Here is a 21,819-nt window from a genome sequence, read left to right as displayed (position 1 = left end):
TCTATTTTTCTTTTACGCTGCTCATGCGGCGGATTTATTTTTTTCTATTGTTTTCAAATATTTTCCTTCTAAATTCTGGTTTTTTGCCAAAATTGAGAAGTAAACCTACTTCGCAATCTGTGCTTCTTAAGTAATTCAAAATTTGGTTTTCAAAATCTTTAACAATATAATCTACTGCTTTTAATTCAAGAATAATTAGGTTCTCTACTATTAAATCAGCGTAATATTCGCCAACTTCAGTTCCTTTGTAGTAAACTTTGATTTTCTTTTGAGCTTCAACTTGATATCCTTTATTTTTCAATTCTAAAAATAAGGCATTTTGATATACTTTTTCCAAAAAACCATATCCAAGTTCATTATAAACCTCGTAAAAAGTCTTAATGATAGCATCTGTTAAGTTTGCATGTAGTAATTCCATATTTTAAAATCTGTTTTTATCAGCGTTTTCGCCATAGCGAATCCGCGTCATCTGCGTACCATTTTTCGTTACACGATCTTGGTAAAAGGAATGCTGTTGTTTATCGCATTCAAAATGAAATTATCATTTAAACCATTCACAACCCAAGTCTCAATATTAGCTGCTTTTGCAATTGCAGCAGCTTCTATCTTAGATTGCATGCCACCGGTTCCTTGTGATGATTTAGCATCGCCTACTTCTTTGTCTAGAAGTTGTAGGTCTGTAACTAAAGTAATCGTTTCCGGTACAGCGTCATGAATAGACGATTTTGTGTATATTCCATTTGTATTAGTAGCTATGATTAGTATGTCTACTTTTAATAAAACTGCCGCTAATGCCGCTAATTTATCGTTGTCACCAAACCGAATTTCATCCGTTGCAACAGTATCATTTTCATTAATAATCGGAATGTAATTATTCTCCACTAAAACATTAATCGTATTGACAATATTTACTTTTGACTGGTCTTTTTCAAAGTCGGAATAGGAGAGTAGACACTGCGAAGTCAGCAATCCTAAATCACTAAAATTTTCATGGAAGATCCGCATTAAATGTGGTTGTCCTATAGAAGCCAACGCTTGTTTAACCACTATTTCTTTGCCTTTGCTCTCCAATTTCACAAATTGTTTTGCAGCAGCAATAGCGCCTGAGCTTACAATGATAAACTCATATTCTTCGTTCAAAGCTGCAATTTGCATTCCAATATCCTCAATCTTTCCTCTCGAAATATGATTGGTTTCTCTGGTTAAGGTATTGGTACCTATTTTTAGTAATATTCTTTTTTTAGCCATAATTTTGAGCTTTGGGCATACAGCTATCAGCAATGGGCTTTTAGCTTTGTAAATAAATTAATTTTTTAAAGGGATCGATTTTAACAACGCCTTTTTAAATAGCCCACAGCTCATAGCCGAAAGCCTATTTTGAACTACCTTATCTGTCCTTCTCCGTACACATACCATTTATTAGTCACCAAATGCTGCAATCCTATTGGTCCACGTTGGTGCAGTTTATCTGTGCTTATTGCGAGTTCGCCACCAAGTCCAAATTGTCCTCCATCGGTAAATCGGGTAGAGGCATTTTGATAAACGGCTGCCGTGTCTACGTTATCCATAAACTCCTGCGCGATTGCGTTATTTTCTGTAATTATAGAAGCCGAATGTCCGCCACAATATTTGTTGATTTTGTCAATCGCTTCTTGATCAGAATTGGTCGCGCCAATTACAATTTTATGATCTAAAAACTCTTCGTACCAAATCAAATCGGACTCTATTGCTTTTATTCCAGTCGCTTTTGCAACAGCTGCATCTCCTAAAACGGTTACATTAAACAGCTGTAATTCTGTCACTAATTGTTTTGCAAAAATCTCCCAGTTTGGAACGTTGGTATCAATTAATACTTTATCCAAAGCGTTGCAAACGGATATATTTGAGGTCTTTCCGTTAATTATTATTGCTATTGCTTTTTCTAAATCGGCCTCCTTATTTACGTATACAAAGTTGTTTCCGCGACCACTTACAATAACGGGACAGGTAGCGTGCTTCTTTGTGAAAGCGATTAATTGTTCGCCACCACGAGGTACAATCAAGTCCACTTTTTGTGTTGGGTTTTCTAAAAAAGCCTGTGTTTCGGTGCGGTCATAATTCAAATATTCCACCCATGAAGTAGCAACATCATTATCTTTTAGCGCTTGATGCCAAAGACTCACAATCTTTAAATTAGACAGCAAAGACTCTTTTCCGCCTTTCAATAAAATCTTGTTTCCCGACTTAAAAGCAATTCCACCTGCTTCTACTGTTACGTCTGGACGCGATTCATAAATGATCAAAATTGTTCCAAAAGCAGCTGTTTTATTGCTGATTTTCATTCCGTTTTCGTGTGTAAAATCAAAACGGACTTTACCCACAGGATCTTCCTGACTCGTTAATTGCTGTAATGACAAAATCATTCCGTCAATCTTCGCGTCATCAACAAGCAAACGCTTTTCCATAGCCAAATCATCTCCAGAATAATTGCTTAGATCCTGTTGGTTTACTGCTTTAAGGTTCGCTCTTTCTTGCCCTAAAAGTACTGCCATTGTACTTAAAACAGCATTTCTCTTTTCGATTGGAAGTATTTTGCTCATTTTATTTATATTTTTTTGGGCGTGTCCCTATCGGGTCGGGCTATTCGTTCCCGCTTTTTTTTATCAATTACCACGGGTTAAAACCCGTGGCAATTGATAAAAAAAGAGCTTCACTGCTATCCCTCACGCACACTATCTTTGATTATATTCTTTAAATTACACCTGTTTGACCGGGGTGTATTTCAGTAAATATTTAAAATATTTTAAAATCTGCGTGCAATTATTTTTACGCAGATTTTAGTTTATGTCTCAAACTCAGCAACTCAAAAACTTAAGAAACTACTTCAACTCTGCCAACGATTCCTGCAAAGCCACTATAAAAGTATCAATAGCATCAGTAGTAATCGTCAAAGGAGGTAGAATTCTCAATAAGTTTTTATTGTTTGCTCCACCGGTGAAAATGTGTTTTTCGATAATCATTTTCTTTCTCAAAGCGCTTACGTCAAAATCAAATTCGACTCCAAGCATCAATCCTCTTCCTTTTACTTTAATAATTTCGGGTATTATTTTAATCGCTTCCAAGAAATAAGCTTCAACTTTGGTAGCGTTTGCCATCAAGTTTTCTTTTTCCATTACTTCAAGAACAGCGATACTTGCAGCACAAGCCAAATGACTACCACCAAAAGTAGTTCCTAGCAATCCGTAGCTTGCTTTGAAATGAGGAGCAATTAAAATACCACCAATCGGGAAACCATTCCCCATACCTTTTGCCATGCAAATAATATCTGGTGTAATGCCGTGAAATTGGTGTGCAAAAAACTTCCCGCTTCTTCCAAAACCAGATTGTACCTCATCCATAATTAAAACCACATCATGTGCTTTACATATTTTTTCGAGTGCTTGAAAGAATTCGGTTGTTCCTTGGTCTAGACCACCTACACCTTGAATAGGCTCAATGATTACGCAAGCCACATCTCCTTTTTTCAATTCGGCTTCTACCAAATCGATTTGGTTCAATGGCAGGAAAGTCACTACTTGTTGTGCATTGATAGGTGCAACAATTTTCGGATTATCCGTTGTCGCCACAGCAGCAGACGTACGTCCGTGAAAAGCGTTTTCAAAAGAGACTACTCTTGCTTTGTTAGTATGAAAAGAGGCCATTTTTAAAGCATTTTCATTTGCTTCGGCACCAGATGAACATAAAAACAAACTGTAATCGGTATAGCCAGAAAGTTTGCCTAGTTTGTCCGCTAGTTCCACTTGCAATGGATTCTGAATCGCATTCGAGTAAAAACTCAATTTGTCCAACTGCTCTTTAACTTTAGCAACGTAATACGGTTGCGTATGTCCGATAGATATCACTCCGTGACCAGAGTATAAATCTAAATATTCGATTCCTTTGTCGTCTGTAATGGTGCAGTCAAGTGCTTTTACAGGAGTGATAGGGTATAATGGGTAAACGTCAAATAAGTTCATGGTTTTTTGTTTTTTTAGTTTAAGGTTTAAAGTTTCAAGTTCGCGTAAAACATGAAACTTTAAACTTGAAACAATTTTTTAGAAACCTGATGGTTTCAAATGCAACCCTGTGGTTTCGTCCAGTCCAAACATGAGGTTCATGTTTTGAACGGCTTGTCCAGAGGCGCCTTTTAGTAAATTATCAATCACTGAGGTGATCAAAACCCGGTTTCCTTTTTTCATTAAACTGATAATGCATTTGTTGGTTTGCACTACTTGCTTCATGTTGATGTTTTCAGTGGTAACAGTTACAAAGGGTTGGTCTTTATAAAACGCTTGGTATTTTGTAAGCAGTTCTTCTAAACTTTCCTCTGATTTTGTGTACAGCGTAGCAAAAATCCCTCTAGGGAAATCTCCCCTGTTGGGTACAAAAATCAATTCGTTGGCATACGATGCTTGCAATTGATTGATGCTTTGGTTTATTTCGCCCAAATGTTGGTGGTCGAAAGCTTTGTAATGCGAGAAATTGTTGTTTCTCCAACTAAAATGTGAAGTAGCTGATAAACTTACACCTGCCCCAGTACTTCCAGTTGTCGCGTTAATGTGCACATCTTCGCTCAACAATCCGTCAGCAGCTAGTGGCAATAATGCCAGTTGGATGGCGGTTGCAAAACAACCTGGATTGGCGATATAGTTGGCGTTTTTAATGCTGGTTTTATTTAGTTCCGGTAATCCGTAAACAAAAGATTTTCCGTCGAACTCTTTGTTGTTGATAAGACGGAAATCATTCCCTAAGTCGATTATTTTTGTGTGACTTGCAAACTGATTTTCTTTTAAAAATGAAATCGACTTGCCGTGTCCCAAACAAAGAAAAAGTACATTAACATTGGGGTTCACAGTATCGGTGAAATTCATTTCGATATCTCCCATTAGATCTTGATGCGCAACAGATAAGGGTTTTCCAGCATTTGTGGTGCTGTAAACAAAATCAATTTTTGCATTAGGGTGAAACATCAAGATTCTTATTAATTCTCCTGCTGTGTATCCTGATCCTCCTATTATTCCTATGTTAATCATAATTTTTATTTTTAAGATTGTTTGTTTATCAAAAACGCAATCTAAATTTTAAAACATTTTTATTTTCTAACCATTAAGGAATTAAGGCAAATTAAGCTTAATGAAACTTAATTTCTTAATGGTTAGAAAGTTTTTCGAAGTCTAAATTTTATAGCTTCAACTTTCTTATTTTGAGAAACATCTTGATAAATCAAAATGTTCTTAATTAGCCCCGATTGTAGTGAAAATCCTTTTCCTTTTTTTTGAAAAAGGAAAAGATTGTAACGGAAAGTGGGACTGGATTTCTTGAGGAACAAAATGTTTCTGCTCCAAAAAATATACTTTATCTTATTCGTAAGTTTCGTTGTTTACTGCTGAATAAATGTTTTGGGCGTTACCTAAAATTTTGATAAATCCTTTCGCATCATCCGAAGTCCAGGCATTGTTCATTTCGCCATATTGTCCAAAACTATTTGTCATCAAGTCATTATCCGATTTGATTCCGTCAAGCGAAAAATGATACGGTTTCAAGGAAACAGTCACGATTCCATTTACTGTTTTTTGAGTATCTTCAAGAAACGCCTCGATGTTACGCATTACAGGATCAAGAAATTGTCCTTCGTGAAATAACATTCCGTACCAGTTACCTAGTTGCTCTTTCCAGTATTGTTGCCATTTACCAAGCGTGTGTTTCTCAAGTAAATGATGCGCTTTGATGATAATTAACGGAGCAGCGGCTTCAAAACCAACTCTTCCTTTGATCCCGATAATTGTATCACCTACGTGGGTATCACGACCTATGGCGTACGCATTTGCTAATTTTTCTAAAGCAACGATATTATTAGAGGGTTTGTCTTTTTTACCATTTACGGCAACAATTTCTCCTTGTTTGAATTCAAGTGTTACTTTTTCTTCGCCTTCCTTTGTTAATTGAGAAGGATAAGCCTCACTCGGTAATGCTTGGTGCGAAGTCAACGTTTCTTTACCGCCAACACTTGTTCCCCAAAGTCCTTTATTGATTGAATATTGCGCTTTTTCCCAAGAGTAATGCACGCCGTTTTTTGATAAATAATCGACTTCTTCTTGTCTAGAAAGTTTCAAGTCACGAATAGGCGTGATGATTTCGATTTCGGGAGCGATGGTGTGGAAAATTAAATCAAAACGGATTTGGTCATTTCCTGCGCCTGTGCTACCGTGTGCGATAGCCTCTGCACCAATAGATTTGGCGTATTTAATAGCTTCAATCGCTTGAAAAACTCTCTCAGCACTTACTGATAATGGGTAGGTGTTGTTCTTTAAAACATTCCCATAAATTAAATATTTAATGGCTTTGTCGTAGTATTTGTCCACGATGGTTAGATTAGCGTGTTTGGCGCTTCCTAGCTCGTAGGCTCTTTCTTCGATTGCTTTTAATTCTTCGTCATCAAATCCACCGGTATTGATTAAAACAGTGTGAACTTCGTATCCTTTTTCGTTTTTTAAATATTTAAGGCAGTAGGATGTGTCTAAACCGCCACTATATGCTAATACAACTTTTTTCATTTTGATTTTATTTTTATTCCCAACGACCTTTCTGAAGGAATGGACGTTTATTGGGTTACTATTTTAATTAATTATTCTATGCTTCTCGGTATTTCCCTGTTATATCTCCCTATTTTTCTGGGAGGACTAGGAATTAATCTTCTAAGAAAAGCGCTTGCTTTATTTTTTTCAATCGGTTCCAAATCCGGGTATTGAACGTATGTTTTGGCGGTACTTTTGGTTTCTCTTTTGGATCATACAACATTCCAGTACACAAGCACATTTTATTGTCTTTACTTTTTAGGATTTCGTAATTAGTACACGTCTGGCAGCCTTTCCAGAAACTAGGATCGGTGGTTAACTCCGAAAACGGCACCGGTTTATAGCCTAGTTCAGAGTTGATTTTCATTACTGCTAAACCAGTTGTGATTCCGAATACTTTTGCATTGGGATACTTCTTCAATGAATATTCAAATACTTTAGATTTAATCTTTTTGGCTAAGCCAAGGTTTCTAAAATCAGGATGTACAATCAATCCAGAGTGCGCGACATAGTTGCTTTCTTGCCAGCTTTCGATATAACAAAAACCTGCAAAAATACCATCAACTAGTGCAATTACGGCATCTTGATTTTCCATCTTTTTCTGGATGTATTCTGGGGTACGTTTGGCTATTCCGGTTCCTCTCAATAGGGCAGATGATTCTATGGTATCGCATATAACTTGTGCGTACTTAAAATGTTCTTCCTGTGCTATAATAATGGAGATATTCATTTTAAAAGATGAATTTTTGAGTTAAAAATGATTGTTTGATAGTAGCAGAAATACGACTGAAAGTTACCGATTTATTATTTAATAAACGAGTATAAGTAATTGAATAACATTTAGTTAAAAATGGTATCAATACAGTTATAATACAGGTTTTTGGATATGTAAATCCAATGGAATACAGTTGGAATTTCAAAACAGGAAAATGAAAAAATGAATAAAATCGAATGACTTAAATAAACACTATAATGATAGTGTCCGTACTTCGGGCGAAGCAGGAGTCAATTTTATCCGTGAGATAGAAGTTATATGTAAACTTTTATTTTTCATTACTGCAAAAGTACATATTAATATAATACATTGATTAAAAAAAAAAAATTATCACAAAATTAAAGTAGGATGTTATTAAAAACAAAATAGCTCTTTAAGATTGTAGTCTTAAAGAGCTGCTTATTAGTGAGTTTTAAAATTAATTTCCGAGTCGGTTGTTTCGGATAATATTTTTCACTTTATTTTTTAAGTCTTCACCAGTATCAAAAACCATCTGCTCATTTGTAGGGAATGGTAAGTAGTCACGGTCAAAATACGCGTTATACTCCTCATCAGAAGCTCTTCTATCTCCTTTAAAAGTTGCATAACTATTTTGAAAAATAAACTCACTGTTTATAGGAAACGATTGTAATAGCTGGTTAGTTTTCAGGTTTACATAATCAACGTTGGCCGTGACCTGGCAAGCTTTAAACTGGTTAGACTCATAAATTCGTGCTTTTACAGTTTTAAAATTATCAATTTTTATTGCATTTCCTAGGCTGTCTTTTACCACTTTTCCTCTATTATCAAGTAGTGTTTTAAGGCCGTCCTTAATTTGTTTTTCTTTGTAAAAAACATTCTCTTTAACTTGTTCAGGGCTAATCATAATGTTGGTAAAATTTATAATTAGTCCATAATCGTAGTTAACGCCTTTTTGTTTCACATTATGGTAGATTGTCCATTTTTCATTCATTCCGTAAGTGCTAAAATCAAGTAAATCTTGCTGCAAACGTGTTGGAATAACCATATTTGTTTCATTCTTTAAAGCAATATTAACAAAATCAGTTCCTTTGAATTGTGCTTCATCCATTAATTTAACAACGTCCTTATAGTTGGGGTTAATTTGGTTCAAATAATTCAAATCATCGTAAGCACGACGAAATATTAATTTGTCATTGGTAAGCATTAATGCTTTTGAATTATCGTATAAATATTTAGATAAAGTATTTCTACTAGAGATAATCTTGTCATTATAATTGTCGAAAGGAAAATAAGCATTTCTACCTTTATTCAATAATGGCAAAGGAAGTATGGGTCTGATTCTATCTTGACGGTTGTTTAATTGTAAGTACGTTTTGTAAATCACTTCATAGTTACGCGGATTCCCATCTTTAGCAAGTAAGTCTAAATTGCGTAAGTCACGTTCTTTAGCTTTGGCGAAAGCCTCTTCAAGTAAATAAACATAATCTTGTTTTCCTTTAGCATTTTTATTGGAACGCAAACCTTCTACAGCGCGATCAATAGCGGCATCATAATCACCTTCACTTAATAAGTTTTGAGTTTTTTTAACCCCACAGGAAGCGATAAATAGTATAAAAGTGAATAAGAGTATTGTTTTTTTCATAATGCTAATTTTAGACAAATATATTTTATATAAGCTATGATTTCAAAATTGATGCCATAAAAAAACCATCAAAGTAGATTTGATGGTTTTGATGTGTTAGTTTATCATTAATGCCCTCCGCCTTCGGTTTCGACATGGTTAATTCCTTGTCTTTTTAAAATTTTAGGGCAGTAAAAACCGTACCATCCTAAATATGCAAAACCAAGTAACGGAATTACATAAGAGAAATGCGTCCATGAAATACCAAATATTCCATTAGGACTAGTAAGATCGATATCGCAAATACTTCCTTGAATTAGCGGAATAACTCCTCCTCCAAGAATCATCATGATTAAGAAAGAAGATGCTTTACCAGTATTTTTTCCTAATCCCGCTATAGCTAAATCAAAAATAGAAGGCCACATAATTGATAAGAATAGCCCTCCAGATATAAAGAAGAATTTAGCAATTTCAGTATCGGTACATACGAGACCTGCAAACATCATTAATAATCCAGAAAGACCAAAAAGCATCAATGTTTTTCCAGCATTTTTACCACCTACAAAACTTACTCCAATAAATAGTAAAATCCAGATTGGGTAAATATAAAAGGAAGAAACATCATGTTGTGCAAAAACGTTGGCTCCAATTATAACTCCAAATGCTATTGCGGGTACGATAAATTTAAGCGCTGTGTTGACAAGGTTTGAAGTATTAAATACATTCACACCGCCATTCCAGCGGCCAATCATTAAACTTCCCCAATATAAAGCGATAAAAGGAGAAATGGCATCTTCTAGAATTCGGCCAAACTCGGCAGTATGTAGCAATGCCGGTAGGTTGCTAATTATAGTTACCTCAGTTCCTACATATATAAAAATCCCTAACATTCCTAAGTACAACTGTGGGTAATCTAGAATTCGGAATTTATCTGTACCTTCATTTATAATTGTTTTTTCAATTTTTGTAGGATTTTCAATTTTAGAAAAATTCATAAAAATGGCAACCACAATAAACGCTATCCCTAAAATGATGAAGGGTAATTTTATATCTTCAAGAGAAAGGGTTGTTTTTTTATCATTCCCCATTCCAAATAATGCTATTCCTAATAAAATGGCACCAATTGTAGTTCCAAATGAATTGATTCCACCAGCTAAAGTCAAGCGGTGTGCGCCAGTAGAGGGACTTCCCATTTTAATTGCTAATGGATTCGCTACAATTTGCTGAATAGAAAATCCAAGACCTACTGTAAATAAGGCAGTCAAGAAAAAAGGAAAACTTTGCATTGTAGCTGCGGGTACAAATAAGAATGATCCAACTGCTGATAGTAACAAACCTGCTGATAATGTTTTTTTGTATCCAAATTTTTGTAAAACATCTACTTTTAATGAAATCAAGAAAAAGATAATTGATCCTACAAAGTAGGCTACATAAAATGCCCAGGCTACTAACTGTGATTGTACCTGAGATAATGTAAATACTTTTTTGAATACGGGTATTAGTATGTCATTAGCAGACCCAACAAAACCCCAAAAAAAGAAAACAATGATCAGCGAGATGAATTGTCCCCATTTGGTTTGTACATTTTCTGAATTCATAATAGTTAGTGATTAGTTTTAAAATAGCTTATTAGTTCGAACGTAAATGTATATTTAAAGGCTATCAAAAAAAAATATATTTAAAAAAAACTTGATAAAATTATACAATGTATAGTTTTTGAAGCATTTGATTGATTTATATCTATTTATAACGGTTGGTAAACTTATAAAATTAAGAAATTTGAGGGGTGTATTTAAAGCGTAAAGCAATTCTTAGAATCCGTATTTTTTTTGTAATTTTGCACAAATTTATAAAAAGACATTCATGTTAACAGTTAATAATTTATCAGTACAATTTGGAAAAAGAATCCTATTTGACGAAGTAAATACCACCTTTACACACGGTAATATTTATGGGGTTATTGGAGCCAATGGTGCTGGAAAATCAACATTTCTTAAAATAATTTCAGGTGAGATGGATCCTACTTCAGGACATATTCATCTTGAACCAGGTAAACGTATGTCGGTTTTAAACCAAAACCACAATATGTTTGATGAGCACACTGTTTTGGAAACCATAATAATGGGAAACAAAGTTTTGTATGCTGTTAAGAAAGAAATGGACGAACTTTACTTAGACTATAACGATAAGAATGCGGATAGAATAGGGGAGTTACAAGTACAGTTTGAAGAGATGAATGGTTGGAATGCCGACTCAGATGCTGCTTCAATGTTATCTAATTTAGGTATAGGTGAGGAACATCATTATAACTTGATGGGAGATCTTGAGGGGAAAATAAAAGTTCGTGTCCTTTTGGCGCAAGCTTTATTTGGAAACCCGGATTTATTGATCATGGATGAGCCTACCAATGATTTGGATTTTGAAACCATTGCTTGGTTAGAAAACTTTTTAGCAAATTATGAAAACACGGTAATTGTTGTATCGCATGACCGTCACTTTTTAGATTCAGTTTGTACGCATATTTCGGATATTGATTTTAGTAAAATAAATCATTATTCAGGTAATTATACTTTCTGGTATGAGTCTAGTCAATTAGCAGCTAAGCAACGCGCACAACAAAACAAGAAAGCCGAAGAAAAGAAACAAGAGCTGGAAGAGTTTATTCGTCGTTTTAGTGCCAATGTTGCCAAATCTAAGCAAGCTACTTCTCGTAAAAAAATGATTTCGAAATTGAATATTTCAGAGATTAAACCCTCAAGTCGTCGTTATCCGGCAATTATATTTGACCAAGAACGTGAAGCGGGAGATCAAATTTTAAACATCCAAAATCTAAGCGCTTCTATTGATGGTGAACTTTTATTTAAAGGTGTAGATTTGAATATGGCAAAAGGAGATAAGATTGTATTATTTTCTAAAGATTCTCGAGCTACAACTGCTTTTTATGAAATATTAAATGGAAATAGAAAAGCAGACACTGGAAACTATGATTGGGGTGTAACAACTAATCAAGCCTATTTACCAGTTGAAAATCACGCTTTTTTTGAAAATGATTTATCTCTTGTAGACTGGTTACGTCAATGGGTTAAAACAGAGGAAGAACGTGATGAAGTAAATATTCGTAGCTTTTTAGGTAAAATGATTTTCTCTGGAGAAGAAGCATTAAAAACATGTAGAGTGTTATCAGGAGGAGAAAAAGTACGTTGTATGATGTCCCGAATGATGATGGAAAGAGCTAACGTTTTGATGATAGATGAACCTACAAATCACTTGGACTTAGAGTCGATTACCGCATTTAACAACTCTTTGAAAAACTTTAAAGGATCGGTTATTTTTACCACTCATGACCACGAATTTGCACAAACGGTTGGTAACAGAGTAGTAGAGTTGACACCTAACGGCGCAATTGATAGCTATATGACTTTTGATGAGTATCTAGATGACGAGAAAACACAAGAATTAAGAACAAAAATGTACGCTAAATAAACAATTGTTTATTGATATACTAAAATAGTAACTCCTGTAATTAAATTTACAGGAGTTTTTTATGATTTTATTTTTTTCCAAACATTTTTGCGCCTACAAAAATAACTAAGGCAATAATTGCAATCACAATAAAGATACCTACACCCATTCCTGCTTTAAATATTCCGCCTACAACTTCGCAACTTGTGAATGAAAATAATACTATGCTTAGCATTAATAATCGAGTTAATTTATTTCTCATGATTTTGATTTTAAGTGTTAAATTTTGATAAAGTAAAATTACAAAGTTAGTGTGTGGACCTAATTATATAATTATATTAAAGAGTTGTGAAATTATGAGATGCATTTTCTCCGTCTTTATTTTAGAAATCATACATTTGAATTTGTATATTTGCACAACCAAACATTATATCTTACTATGACTCAAAAAGTTTTACTTAATTCAAAAGAAGTCAACATCATTCTACACCGTTTGGCTTGTCAATTAGTTGAAAAACATCTCGATTTTAAGGATACAATTATAGTAGGGATTCAGCCTAGAGGAACTTTTATGGCTGAACGTTTAAAGGAAATTCTAGAAAAGGAATACAATACGCCTGAAATCATGTTGGGTTATTTAGACATCACCTTTTTTAGAGATGATTTTCGTAGAACCGATAAGCCTTTAGAAGCAAATAAAACTAAAATCAATTTTATTGTCGAAAACAAAAAAGTCATTTTTATTGATGATGTTTTGTTTACAGGAAGAAGTATTCGTGCTGCGTTGACAGCGATTCAATCTTTTGGGAGACCATCAGAAATTGAATTACTCGTTTTAATTGACAGACGTTTTAGTCGCAATTTACCTATTCAACCAGACTATAGAGGCAGACAAGTCGATGCTATTAATGATGAAAAAGTGAAGGTAAACTGGAAAGAGAAAGATGGTGAAGACGGTGTTTATTTAATTACAAATTAGACCATTCAAGAGTTAATCTTATAAAATATTTAATCGAAAAAGAATGAAAGAATTAAGCGTAAATCATTTATTAGGTATCAAATACATTAACAAGAATGATATTGACCTTATTTTTGAAACAGCAGATCATTTTAAAGAAGTTATTAACCGACCTATAAAGAAAGTACCTTCTTTGCGTGATATTACTATTGCCAATATCTTTTTCGAAAATAGTACCCGTACCAAGCTTTCTTTTGAATTAGCTCAAAAAAGACTTTCAGCCGATGTAATTAGTTTTTCGGCAGCACAATCATCTGTAAAAAAAGGAGAAACATTAATTGATACTGTCAACAACATTCTTTCCATGAAAGTAGATATGGTGGTCATGCGTCATGCTACTCCTGGAGCAGCCCATTTTTTATCTAATAATGTTAAAGCGAGTATTGTAAACGCTGGTGATGGTGCTCACGAACATCCTACACAAGCGCTATTAGATAGTTATTCTATTAGAGAAAAACTAGGAGACGTAGCAGGAAAAAAAGTGGTTATTGTAGGTGATATTCTGCATTCTAGAGTAGCTCTTTCTAATATTTACGCATTGCAAATGCAAGGAGCAGAAGTTAAAGTTTGTGGTCCTAAAACTTTAATTCCTAGGTATATTGAATCATTAGGTGTTACTGTAGAACCTAATCTTAGAAAAGCCTTAGAATGGTGTGATGTGGCTAACATGCTTCGCGTGCAAAACGAACGTATGGATGTCAATTTTTTTCCTTCAACAAGAGAATATGCTCAACAATATGGTTTAGATAAAGCCTTATTGGATTCTTTAAATAAAGAAATCGTAGTAATGCATCCAGGACCTATAAATAGAGGAGTCGAAATCACATCTGACGTGGCTGATTCTAGCCAATCTGTAATTTTAAATCAAGTAGAAAACGGCGTAGCAATTAGAATGGCGGTAATTTATCTTTTGGCTTCAAAAATTCAATAATTTAAAAAAAGGGTATTACCTTAGCTCCTATAAATTCTTTAAAATAAACGATAATGAAAGTAGATCAAAAAGCACATACTGTTATAATTAAAGATACTCAAGGTGATTTTACTGCTTTCTTAATGAAAGTTACTCATCAATATAAAACATTCGAAAAACAAAATATTACGATTGATCTCTCGTACCACAGTGATTTAACTGCAAAAGATATTGAATTGTTTTTACCGCTTGCTACACTACATAATAAAGCTAAAAAATCTTTTGTAATTGTTGCTAATGACATTGATTTTAATGCTGTTTCTGATAAACTTACGGTTGTTCCGTCACTTTTAGAAGCACATGATATTATAGAAATGGAAGAGATTGAACGCGATTTAGGGTTTTAAAAAAAAAACTATTTCTTAGATTGTTTAATCGAATGCCAATTAGGATTAACCGAATAAACTTTACAATTGAATTTAACTATACTTGGTTGCTATGCAGCCACACCACGTACATTTACCAATCCTACAGCTCAAATTTTAGAAATTAAAAACCGATTATTTCTTATTGATTGTGGTGAAGGAACACAAGTGCAACTTCGCAAAAACAAAATTAAATTCTCAAAGATTAGCCATATTTTCATTTCGCATTTACATGGCGATCACTTTTTTGGACTTATTGGGTTAATTTCGACCTTTATGTTATTGGGACGGAAAACCGACTTATATATTCACGGACCTAAGGGAATTAAAGAGATTATTAAATTGCAATTGAAATTATCGAATTCTTGGCCAACATTCAATCTTCATTTTAACGAACTAGAAGCTAAAGAAAGTGTGGTAGTTTTTGAAGATGACAAGGTTTTAGTGCGCACTATTCCGTTAAAACACCGTATTTATACTAATGGTTATTTATTTGAAGAAAAAACAGAAACACGTAAATTAAATATTCAGGCTGTTCAAAGCTATGAAATAGATAAGTGTTATTATCAAAATATAAAAAACGGAAAAGACATTACTCTAGATGATGGTCGGGTGATTGATAATGCTAAATTATCACTAGATCCACCTTTACCTATGCGTTATGCTTTTTGTTCTGATACGGTTTATAATGAAGCTATTATTCCGTTAATCGCAAACGTAGATGTATTGTATCATGAAAGTACTTTTTTAGAATCAGAAGAGAAATTAGCAGGAAAAACTATGCATTCTACAGCTAAGGAAGCGGCAACAATAGCGCTTAAAGCAAATGTGAAACAGTTAATTTTAGGGCATTATTCAACCCGTTATGACAATATTGAATTATTCAAAGAGCAAGCTATTACTATTTTTCCAAATGTGTTGTTAGCTGATGATGGTAAAAGCTTTGAATTTTAAAGTTTGACAATTTTTAATTTTATTATTATCCAAAAAGAAACAATATGAACGACTTAAGTAATTACAGAAAATCATATGAAAAGAGTGAACTATTAGAAACAAATGTTCCTGAAGATCCAATTAATCTTTTTAACAAATGGTTTCATGAAATAGAAGATTTTGGGGGTACCGAAGAAGTAAATGCTATGACTGTTTCTACAATAGGAATTGATGGTTTTCCAAAGGCTAGGGTGGTGTTATTAAAGAAATTTACCGAAGAAGGTTTTATTTTTTATACCAATTATAATTCTGAAAAAGGAAAGGCTATAGCCGAAAATGCACATATTTGTTTGTCATTTTTTTGGCACAGTATGGAACGACAAGTGATTATAAAAGGAATAGCTCAAAAAGTATCCGAGCATGTTTCTGATAATTATTTTCAATCACGTCCTGACGGAAGTAAACTTGGAGCAATTGTTTCAAATCAAAGTGAGGTGGTTCCTTCTCGTGCTTATTTAGAAGAAAATTTATTGCAATTAGAAAAGGATTATGATAGTATTGTAATTCCGAGACCCAAACATTGGGGCGGTTATTTAGTGGTTCCTGTAGAAGTTGAATTCTGGCAAGGAAGACCCAATCGATTGCATGATAGAATACGTTATACTAGCGGAGATGATTACAGCTGGAAAATTGAAAGACTATCTCCTTGATGTAATGTTTTTCTGTAATACATAATTATAAGATGTATTTCGTCGGGTTTATTTCGTCTTTTGTCTGAATAAAGCATATATTTGAAGAGAATTACAACAATACAATAGTTAAGATTTCGCCCTAAATCTACTATAAACATAACCGAAAAGTAGTATGTATAATAGATAATTACTTGGTTGGTTAATTAATAGAAAAGCTGACAGAATTTAATTTCTGTCAGCTTTTTTTATTATCTATTTATTTTCTGTACTGGCACGACTTTTATTTTTGGAATTGATTCGTAATAAAGTGTTTTAGATAGAAAATGCTCATTCTGATTTCGATAAATGTTTTTTTCTCTATACACCTCATTATAATCACCATTTAAGTTTTGATCTATAAAATATGCTCTTCGAGCTTCATCATTAAAATTTAAATCGCTTAAGAACTCTGCATCTACTCCTTTATTTGTTTTAATATTATATGTTGTTATTAAATTTCCCCAATTAAAAAAAGCACATAGTAAAACCAAACCATACAAACATAAAACCATTTGGTTAAATAAATAAGCATTTGTTTTTTGTTTTTTGATTTTGAAATAAGTAAAAATTAAACCGCTTAGTGTGATTCCTAAAAAAGCATAAACACCAAGTCGTTTATAGGTTAGTCCATATTGCATAATGTATTCTGAATTTTTTATAGCTGAACTAATAATCAATATTCCGTTTAAGCCAATCCATATTTTTGCTAAAAGCTTTAGTAATGTTGCTTTAGTATCAAAATTGAAACCTCCTTTAAAGTAAAATAGAATAACTCCTACAGCCATAATTATCGAAATGATTACAGCATTTACGCGATCATGAATTGCGACACTAAGATTAGTAACCGTTTCTACTTTAAAAAATTGCTCGTAATTATAAGTTACAATAAAAACGAGTAACATAATATTAAGTAAGATCAGTGAAATTTCCCCGCTTTTTCGTTCAAATTCTAAATCTAAAAAAGAAAAGCTTCGGTTGTTTTTATCTTTCGATTCTGATGAAAAATCATTTTCTAATTTAACATTTATTTTATTAGAATATTCAGGTACAAAGTAATTCCAAAAACTGAATGAAATATAAAAGCCTAATAGTGAAATTAAAATTAGTTGCCATAAATCTATGTCTAATTCATATATAAAAAGGGATGAAAAAGTATCACTACCAAAAGAGTAGGCTACAAAAAACACCACAATAAAAAGGGTAGGAATCAAGAAATACGCTATTATTTTTTTGGCGGTATCGTTACCTATTTTTGTTTTTGGAAACCATTGGCTAAAGATAAACGGTCTTCCAATTGATGTGATGGCATTAATGATAACAATGGGAATCGTTTGAATAAGTTTTATTTGACTGTCTTTATTTTGAAATTGTAAAAAAACTAATGATAAAAAAACGGCAATAAAAGAAGCTATATCTCCATACCAAGCAAATGAGCATGCTGACAATAATGCCGTACCAGTTAAGAGTTTAAAAAACAAACTTTTATTAGTCGTTTGATAAATAATCAAACCAATTAGGAGTAAAGAAAAGAGCGCTAAATTAAGACCGATACCTTCTTTGTAAAATAGTAACGTGAAGATAGCTGTAGAAACGAGGATTAATTGGTGTTTTTTCATAATTAAGTATTTAAAAGTACTTTGTTTTTCAAAGTAAAAAGTTAAAAAAAAGGTTATTTTGATTTTATTAATTTTTCAAGAAAGTTTAAATGCTCTTTAAAAGCGATGCGCCCAATATTGGTTACTCTGTATGAAGTTCTCGGTTTTTTACCTACAAACTCTTTTTTTACTTCTATGTAATTCATTTTCTCTAATCCAGCAGAATGGCTGGCTAGGTTTCCATCAGTTACTTCAAGTAAGGCTTTCATTTCGCTAAAGTCTACCCAATCATTCACCAGTAAGATAGACATAATGCCCAATCTTACTCTGCTTTCAAAATCCTTATTTAGTTTGCCTATAATACTCATGGTTATTTGTATTTTTTATACAGAATAATTCCATAAAGTAGGTGTAATATCCCGAAACCAGCAATCCAAAATAAAAGTCCTTTTCCTAGAAAAAATAATGATACACAGCCTAAAAGTAGCTCAAGGTATCCAAGGTATATCACATCAGAAAAAGTATATTTCTCAGCATTGATTAACGCCAAACCATAAAAGAGTAACATTGTGGGTGCTATATAAACAAACAAATCGTGTAATAATAGTGATAAGCAAAATAAACCACCTACAAACAAAGGAATCGCTAGATTTACTAATAATTTCTTAGTAGTTGATGTCCATATAGGGAGCTTGTTTTTTTTACTTTTTTGTAAAGTGAAAAATATCCCAAAAGTCAAAGCAAAAAATAAAACAATCAGTGCCACAATAAAAAACTCATTGACCAAGGCACGATCATAATACTTATTTTCATTATTTAGATAATCAACTCCTATGTTTTTCAATCTAAAGTACACATAGCAACCACCAATTGAGGCAGAAAGTCCTGCAAATACGCCAGACAATCCACTTAAGGATATAAAACGGGAAGAGCGTTCCATCATGGAACGAATATGCATTAAATCTTCTTGGTGTTTTTGACTCATAATTAAAGTACTTTGAATTGCAAAGTTATGATTTATTTCAAATAATAAAAGAAAAAGTGTTTAAATTTTCTTGTTATGATAAATGATATTTTAAATTAAAATAATTTAAAAATTAAAATACTATTTATCAAATAGTTACGATTTATTGCTTTTAAAGTAGGGTAATTTATATTTGTGTTTTTTGAAATTGTATGGTATAAAAGTGATTAAAAGGAATTCCTATAATTTGGTTTGAGACAAATATACTAGGCACGCATAGTAAATTTGTATATATTTGTTAAATTAAAAAATCCCAAAAATGATAAAACCTACGCTTACATCGCTATTGCAAATTAATCGTCCGTTAATTATGGCGCCTATGTTTCTTGTTTCGAATACTAAAATGGTAATCGAAGGAATGAAAGCGGGTGTTGCTGGATGCATTCCAGCATTGAATTACCGTACGCTAGAAGAGTTGCGTGCTTCGATTCAAGAATTGAAAGCGGCTAAAGTTCCTGGTGGAAGTTTTGGTTATAATTTAATTGTGAATAAATCGAATATCAAATATAAAGACCAACTAGCGGTTTTATGTGAGGAAAAAGTAGACTTTATCATTACCTCTTTAGGCTCGCCTGAAGAAACGATTAATGCAGCTCATAAAGTTGGAATTAAAGTTTTTTGTGACGTAACTGATTTGGCTTTCGCCAAAAAAGTAGAGAGTCTTGGAGGAGATGCTTTAATAGCAGTAAACAATCAAGCAGGAGGGCACCGCGGAAATCTTTCGCCAGAGAAATTAATCAAAGAATTAAACGAAAATACTATGTTACCTGTAATTTCAGCAGGTGGTGTGAGTACTAAGAAAGAATTGGATTTAATGATGTCGTATGGTGCAGTAGGGGTATCAGTGGGTAGTCCGTTTATTGCGACAATAGAGTCGGGAGTTTCAGAAGAATACAAACAAGCTTGTGTAGATTATAATGCAAAAGATATTGTATTGACTGAGAAAATTTCAGGAACGCCTTGTACCGTAATTAACACGCCTTATGTTCAAAAAGTAGGTACTAGACAATCCTGGATTGAAAGAACCTTAAATAAGAATAAAACCTTAAAAAAATGGGTTAAAATGATCCGTTACATGATAGGTTCTAATGCAGTGACAAAAGCGGCAACTGAGGTTACGTATAAAACGGTTTGGGTTGCTGGTCCTACAATTGAAAACACGACTGAAATAAGTACTGTTTCTAAAATTGTTGACCGAATTTGTTCTTAATATTACAATGTTTGTTTTGACAAATATCCTATAAAAAAAAGCTATTATATCCGGTTGTGATATAATAGCTTTTTTATTTTTATGAGTGATTTATACACTTTTATGGGTGAGGGATAGTAGCGAAAAGCCCACAGCCTGACGCAGGAAGAGCGCGGACTTGTAGCGGATAGCGCGACCTGACTTTTTAGGAAGGGCACCTCCAAGCTAATCTTATTTTACTATTTCTCGAAATCCACAGAAAGGGAGTTTACACAGAAACGTTGCCCTGTTTGTGTGGGACCATCATTGAAAACGTGTCCTAAATGACTTCCACAATTTGCACAAACAATTTCGGTACGAATCATGCCGTGTGATTTATCAAGTACATTTTTTACTTTTCCGGGAATGGCATCGTCAAAAGAGGGCCAACCGCAGTGAGCATCAAACTTAGAGTCACTTGCAAAAAGCGGTTCCTTGCAAGCACCGCAGCAATAAGTCCCTTTTTCGTAATTTAGATTATATGCTCCAGTGTGTGCTCTTTCAGTTCCTTTTTGGCGTAGAATTTGGTATCTTTCTTCACCTAATTCTTCTTTCCATTGTTCTTCAGTTTTATTTAAAGGATATTCCATTTTGTGATTTTTTATAGATGAGTACGTGTAAAGTTAACGACTTTTTCGATAACTTGGGTGTCGCCTAATATTTTTCGGTGTCCTAAATTTTCAGTTAGCATTAGTTCGCCGTTAGCTAAATGCTTGTATATATTAAGACCTGCAGATACAGGAACTTCATAGTCTTGATTGTCATGAATTACTAAAACGGGAATTGTGAGGCTCTGAGCTGCTTTGAAAACAGAATAGTCACTCATTTTTCCGCCGTATTTTTTTTCGAAAAACTCTCTAAGTAATACTGCATATTTTGCTGGTAATTTTAATTTAGATATAAAATCATCAATAATATCCTGAACTACATCGCCACTACCTATAATCGTAGCGTTTTTTACTTTAAGCCCTTCTTTAATGGCATTAATTACTGACATGCCACCAAGTGAGTGTCCAATGGCAGCTTCAAACGGACCATATAGTTTGTCTATTTCATGAATTGTGGCAATAAAATCGACCATGATGCTATTGTTTCCAGGAGATTTACCGTGTCCAGGCGCGTCAAAGCTTATTATTGAAAAGCCTGCTTTTATAAATTCGTCTGCAATTTTTACTAATTGCGTCCCGCGACCAGACCATCCATGAACGAGTAAAACTTTTTTGTCACTAATACCATATTCATAGACTACAACTTCCTTTTTTATTTCAGGGATAAGAATTTTTTTTTGAATACTGTTAGCAATCATTTCAAATTCTCGCTTAGGAGTTTTGTGTTTTATAGGCGTTGTAAATAATTTAGAAGCAAAAAGTGTGGTTAATTTTGGAGAAATATATGAGATTAGTTTGCTTGTTCCCGTAATTATGGCGGGAATTTTTGTGGATTGTGTAGTATTAGGTTTCTTTTTTGACATATCAATAAATTTTTAAGAGCTCTTTTATTTTATTTATTTTTCACTAATTTTAGAAAAAGATAAATGTACTGT

At 33.4% G+C, this 21,819-nt stretch carries 22 protein-coding genes; 7 read left to right on the top strand and 15 right to left on the bottom strand.

Translation table 11 applies throughout. The features are described from left to right. Window positions 1–34 precede the first annotated feature (34 nt). The 9 genes from ACVEGE_RS18810 to ACVEGE_RS18770 all read right to left on the bottom strand — a co-directional run bounded on the left by ACVEGE_RS18810 (window position 35) and on the right by ACVEGE_RS18770 (window position 10,548). Entirely contained in the window at window positions 35–418 is a 384-nt protein-coding gene (locus ACVEGE_RS18810) for a GxxExxY protein (protein ID WP_192500965.1), read from the bottom strand. Between the two features lie 68 nt (window positions 419–486). Then, window positions 487–1,248: a glutamate 5-kinase gene (gene proB / locus ACVEGE_RS18805; protein WP_192500964.1), complete on the bottom strand. Its 762-nt coding sequence runs from the start codon at window positions 1,246–1,248 to the stop codon at window positions 487–489. Between the two features lie 134 nt (window positions 1,249–1,382). Beyond that, on the bottom strand, window positions 1,383–2,579 hold the full coding sequence (locus ACVEGE_RS18800; RefSeq protein ID WP_192500963.1) for a glutamate-5-semialdehyde dehydrogenase: 1,197 nt from the start codon (window positions 2,577–2,579) through the stop codon (window positions 1,383–1,385). A gap of 279 nt (window positions 2,580–2,858) precedes the next feature. Next, window positions 2,859–3,995, bottom strand: coding sequence for an aspartate aminotransferase family protein (locus ACVEGE_RS18795; RefSeq protein ID WP_192500962.1), 1,137 nt, complete (start codon window positions 3,993–3,995; stop codon window positions 2,859–2,861). 78 nt (window positions 3,996–4,073) lie between these two features. Then, a complete protein-coding gene (argC, locus tag ACVEGE_RS18790; RefSeq protein WP_192500961.1) occupies window positions 4,074–5,051 on the bottom strand; it encodes an N-acetyl-gamma-glutamyl-phosphate reductase in 978 nt (325 codons plus the stop codon). Between the two features lie 327 nt (window positions 5,052–5,378). Beyond that, a complete protein-coding gene (locus tag ACVEGE_RS18785) occupies window positions 5,379–6,572 on the bottom strand; it encodes an argininosuccinate synthase (RefSeq protein ID WP_192500960.1) in 1,194 nt (397 codons plus the stop codon). A gap of 133 nt (window positions 6,573–6,705) precedes the next feature. After that, window positions 6,706–7,323, bottom strand: a complete 618-nt coding sequence (locus ACVEGE_RS18780) for a GNAT family N-acetyltransferase (protein WP_192500959.1) — start codon at window positions 7,321–7,323, stop codon at window positions 6,706–6,708. Between the two features lie 463 nt (window positions 7,324–7,786). After that, complete coding sequence (locus ACVEGE_RS18775) at window positions 7,787–8,971, bottom strand: hypothetical protein (RefSeq protein WP_192500958.1); 1,185 nt, start codon at window positions 8,969–8,971, stop codon at window positions 7,787–7,789. A gap of 107 nt (window positions 8,972–9,078) precedes the next feature. Then, window positions 9,079–10,548 (bottom strand): MFS transporter, encoded by a 1,470-nt coding sequence (locus tag ACVEGE_RS18770; RefSeq protein WP_173856117.1) that lies wholly within the window; start codon window positions 10,546–10,548, stop codon window positions 9,079–9,081. A gap of 265 nt (window positions 10,549–10,813) precedes the next feature. Between ACVEGE_RS18770 and ACVEGE_RS18765 the strand changes: the two genes are divergently transcribed. Beyond that, a complete protein-coding gene (locus ACVEGE_RS18765; RefSeq protein WP_173856118.1) occupies window positions 10,814–12,433 on the top strand; it encodes an ABC-F family ATP-binding cassette domain-containing protein in 1,620 nt (539 codons plus the stop codon). 67 nt (window positions 12,434–12,500) lie between these two features. On the opposite strand, the gene ACVEGE_RS18760 is transcribed toward ACVEGE_RS18765, so the two are convergent. Further along, window positions 12,501–12,674 (bottom strand): hypothetical protein, encoded by a 174-nt coding sequence (locus ACVEGE_RS18760; RefSeq protein ID WP_173853373.1) that lies wholly within the window; start codon window positions 12,672–12,674, stop codon window positions 12,501–12,503. A gap of 177 nt (window positions 12,675–12,851) precedes the next feature. On the opposite strand from ACVEGE_RS18760, the gene pyrR reads away from it, so the two are divergent. The 5 genes from pyrR to pdxH all read left to right on the top strand — a co-directional run bounded on the left by pyrR (window position 12,852) and on the right by pdxH (window position 16,408). Then, complete coding sequence (gene pyrR, locus ACVEGE_RS18755) at window positions 12,852–13,391, top strand: bifunctional pyr operon transcriptional regulator/uracil phosphoribosyltransferase PyrR (RefSeq protein ID WP_173853372.1); 540 nt, start codon at window positions 12,852–12,854, stop codon at window positions 13,389–13,391. Between the two features lie 43 nt (window positions 13,392–13,434). After that, the gene (locus ACVEGE_RS18750; RefSeq protein ID WP_173853371.1) at window positions 13,435–14,361 is read left to right on the top strand and encodes an aspartate carbamoyltransferase catalytic subunit; all 927 of its coding nucleotides are present in this window, start codon (window positions 13,435–13,437) and stop codon (window positions 14,359–14,361) included. A 53-nt stretch (window positions 14,362–14,414) separates the two neighbouring features. After that, on the top strand, window positions 14,415–14,747 hold the full coding sequence (locus ACVEGE_RS18745; RefSeq protein ID WP_192500957.1) for a ribonuclease Z: 333 nt from the start codon (window positions 14,415–14,417) through the stop codon (window positions 14,745–14,747). A 66-nt stretch (window positions 14,748–14,813) separates the two neighbouring features. Then, window positions 14,814–15,719 (top strand): ribonuclease Z, encoded by a 906-nt coding sequence (locus tag ACVEGE_RS18740; protein WP_192500956.1) that lies wholly within the window; start codon window positions 14,814–14,816, stop codon window positions 15,717–15,719. A gap of 44 nt (window positions 15,720–15,763) precedes the next feature. Further along, window positions 15,764–16,408 carry a pyridoxamine 5'-phosphate oxidase gene (pdxH, locus tag ACVEGE_RS18735; protein WP_173856120.1) on the top strand — a complete coding sequence of 215 codons (645 nt, stop codon included), beginning with the start codon at window positions 15,764–15,766 and terminating at the stop codon, window positions 16,406–16,408. A 230-nt stretch (window positions 16,409–16,638) separates the two neighbouring features. On the opposite strand, the gene ACVEGE_RS18730 is transcribed toward pdxH, so the two are convergent. The 3 genes from ACVEGE_RS18730 to ACVEGE_RS18720 are packed head-to-tail and all read right to left on the bottom strand — an operon-like array spanning window position 16,639 to window position 19,009. After that, entirely contained in the window at window positions 16,639–18,045 is a 1,407-nt protein-coding gene (locus ACVEGE_RS18730) for a DUF4153 domain-containing protein (protein ID WP_192500955.1), read from the bottom strand. 53 nt (window positions 18,046–18,098) lie between these two features. Continuing rightward, window positions 18,099–18,392: a winged helix-turn-helix domain-containing protein gene (locus ACVEGE_RS18725; protein WP_173853366.1), complete on the bottom strand. Its 294-nt coding sequence runs from the start codon at window positions 18,390–18,392 to the stop codon at window positions 18,099–18,101. Window positions 18,393–18,394: 2 nt separating this feature from the next. Then, the gene (locus ACVEGE_RS18720) at window positions 18,395–19,009 is read right to left on the bottom strand and encodes a hypothetical protein (RefSeq protein WP_192500954.1); all 615 of its coding nucleotides are present in this window, start codon (window positions 19,007–19,009) and stop codon (window positions 18,395–18,397) included. 298 nt (window positions 19,010–19,307) lie between these two features. Between ACVEGE_RS18720 and ACVEGE_RS18715 the strand changes: the two genes are divergently transcribed. Continuing rightward, window positions 19,308–20,258: an NAD(P)H-dependent flavin oxidoreductase gene (locus ACVEGE_RS18715; RefSeq protein WP_192500953.1), complete on the top strand. Its 951-nt coding sequence runs from the start codon at window positions 19,308–19,310 to the stop codon at window positions 20,256–20,258. 218 nt (window positions 20,259–20,476) lie between these two features. On the opposite strand, the gene msrB is transcribed toward ACVEGE_RS18715, so the two are convergent. Together msrB and ACVEGE_RS18705 are read right to left on the bottom strand one after the other, a co-directional pair. Then, entirely contained in the window at window positions 20,477–20,866 is a 390-nt protein-coding gene (gene msrB / locus ACVEGE_RS18710; protein ID WP_173853363.1) for a peptide-methionine (R)-S-oxide reductase MsrB, read from the bottom strand. Between the two features lie 11 nt (window positions 20,867–20,877). Then, the gene (locus tag ACVEGE_RS18705; protein ID WP_173853362.1) at window positions 20,878–21,747 is read right to left on the bottom strand and encodes an alpha/beta fold hydrolase; all 870 of its coding nucleotides are present in this window, start codon (window positions 21,745–21,747) and stop codon (window positions 20,878–20,880) included. Window positions 21,748–21,819: the final 72 nt, after the last annotated feature.

It is taken from the genome of Flavobacterium sp. PL002, from assembly GCF_054165825.1.
This window is presented reverse-complemented; position numbering and strand designations above follow the sequence as displayed.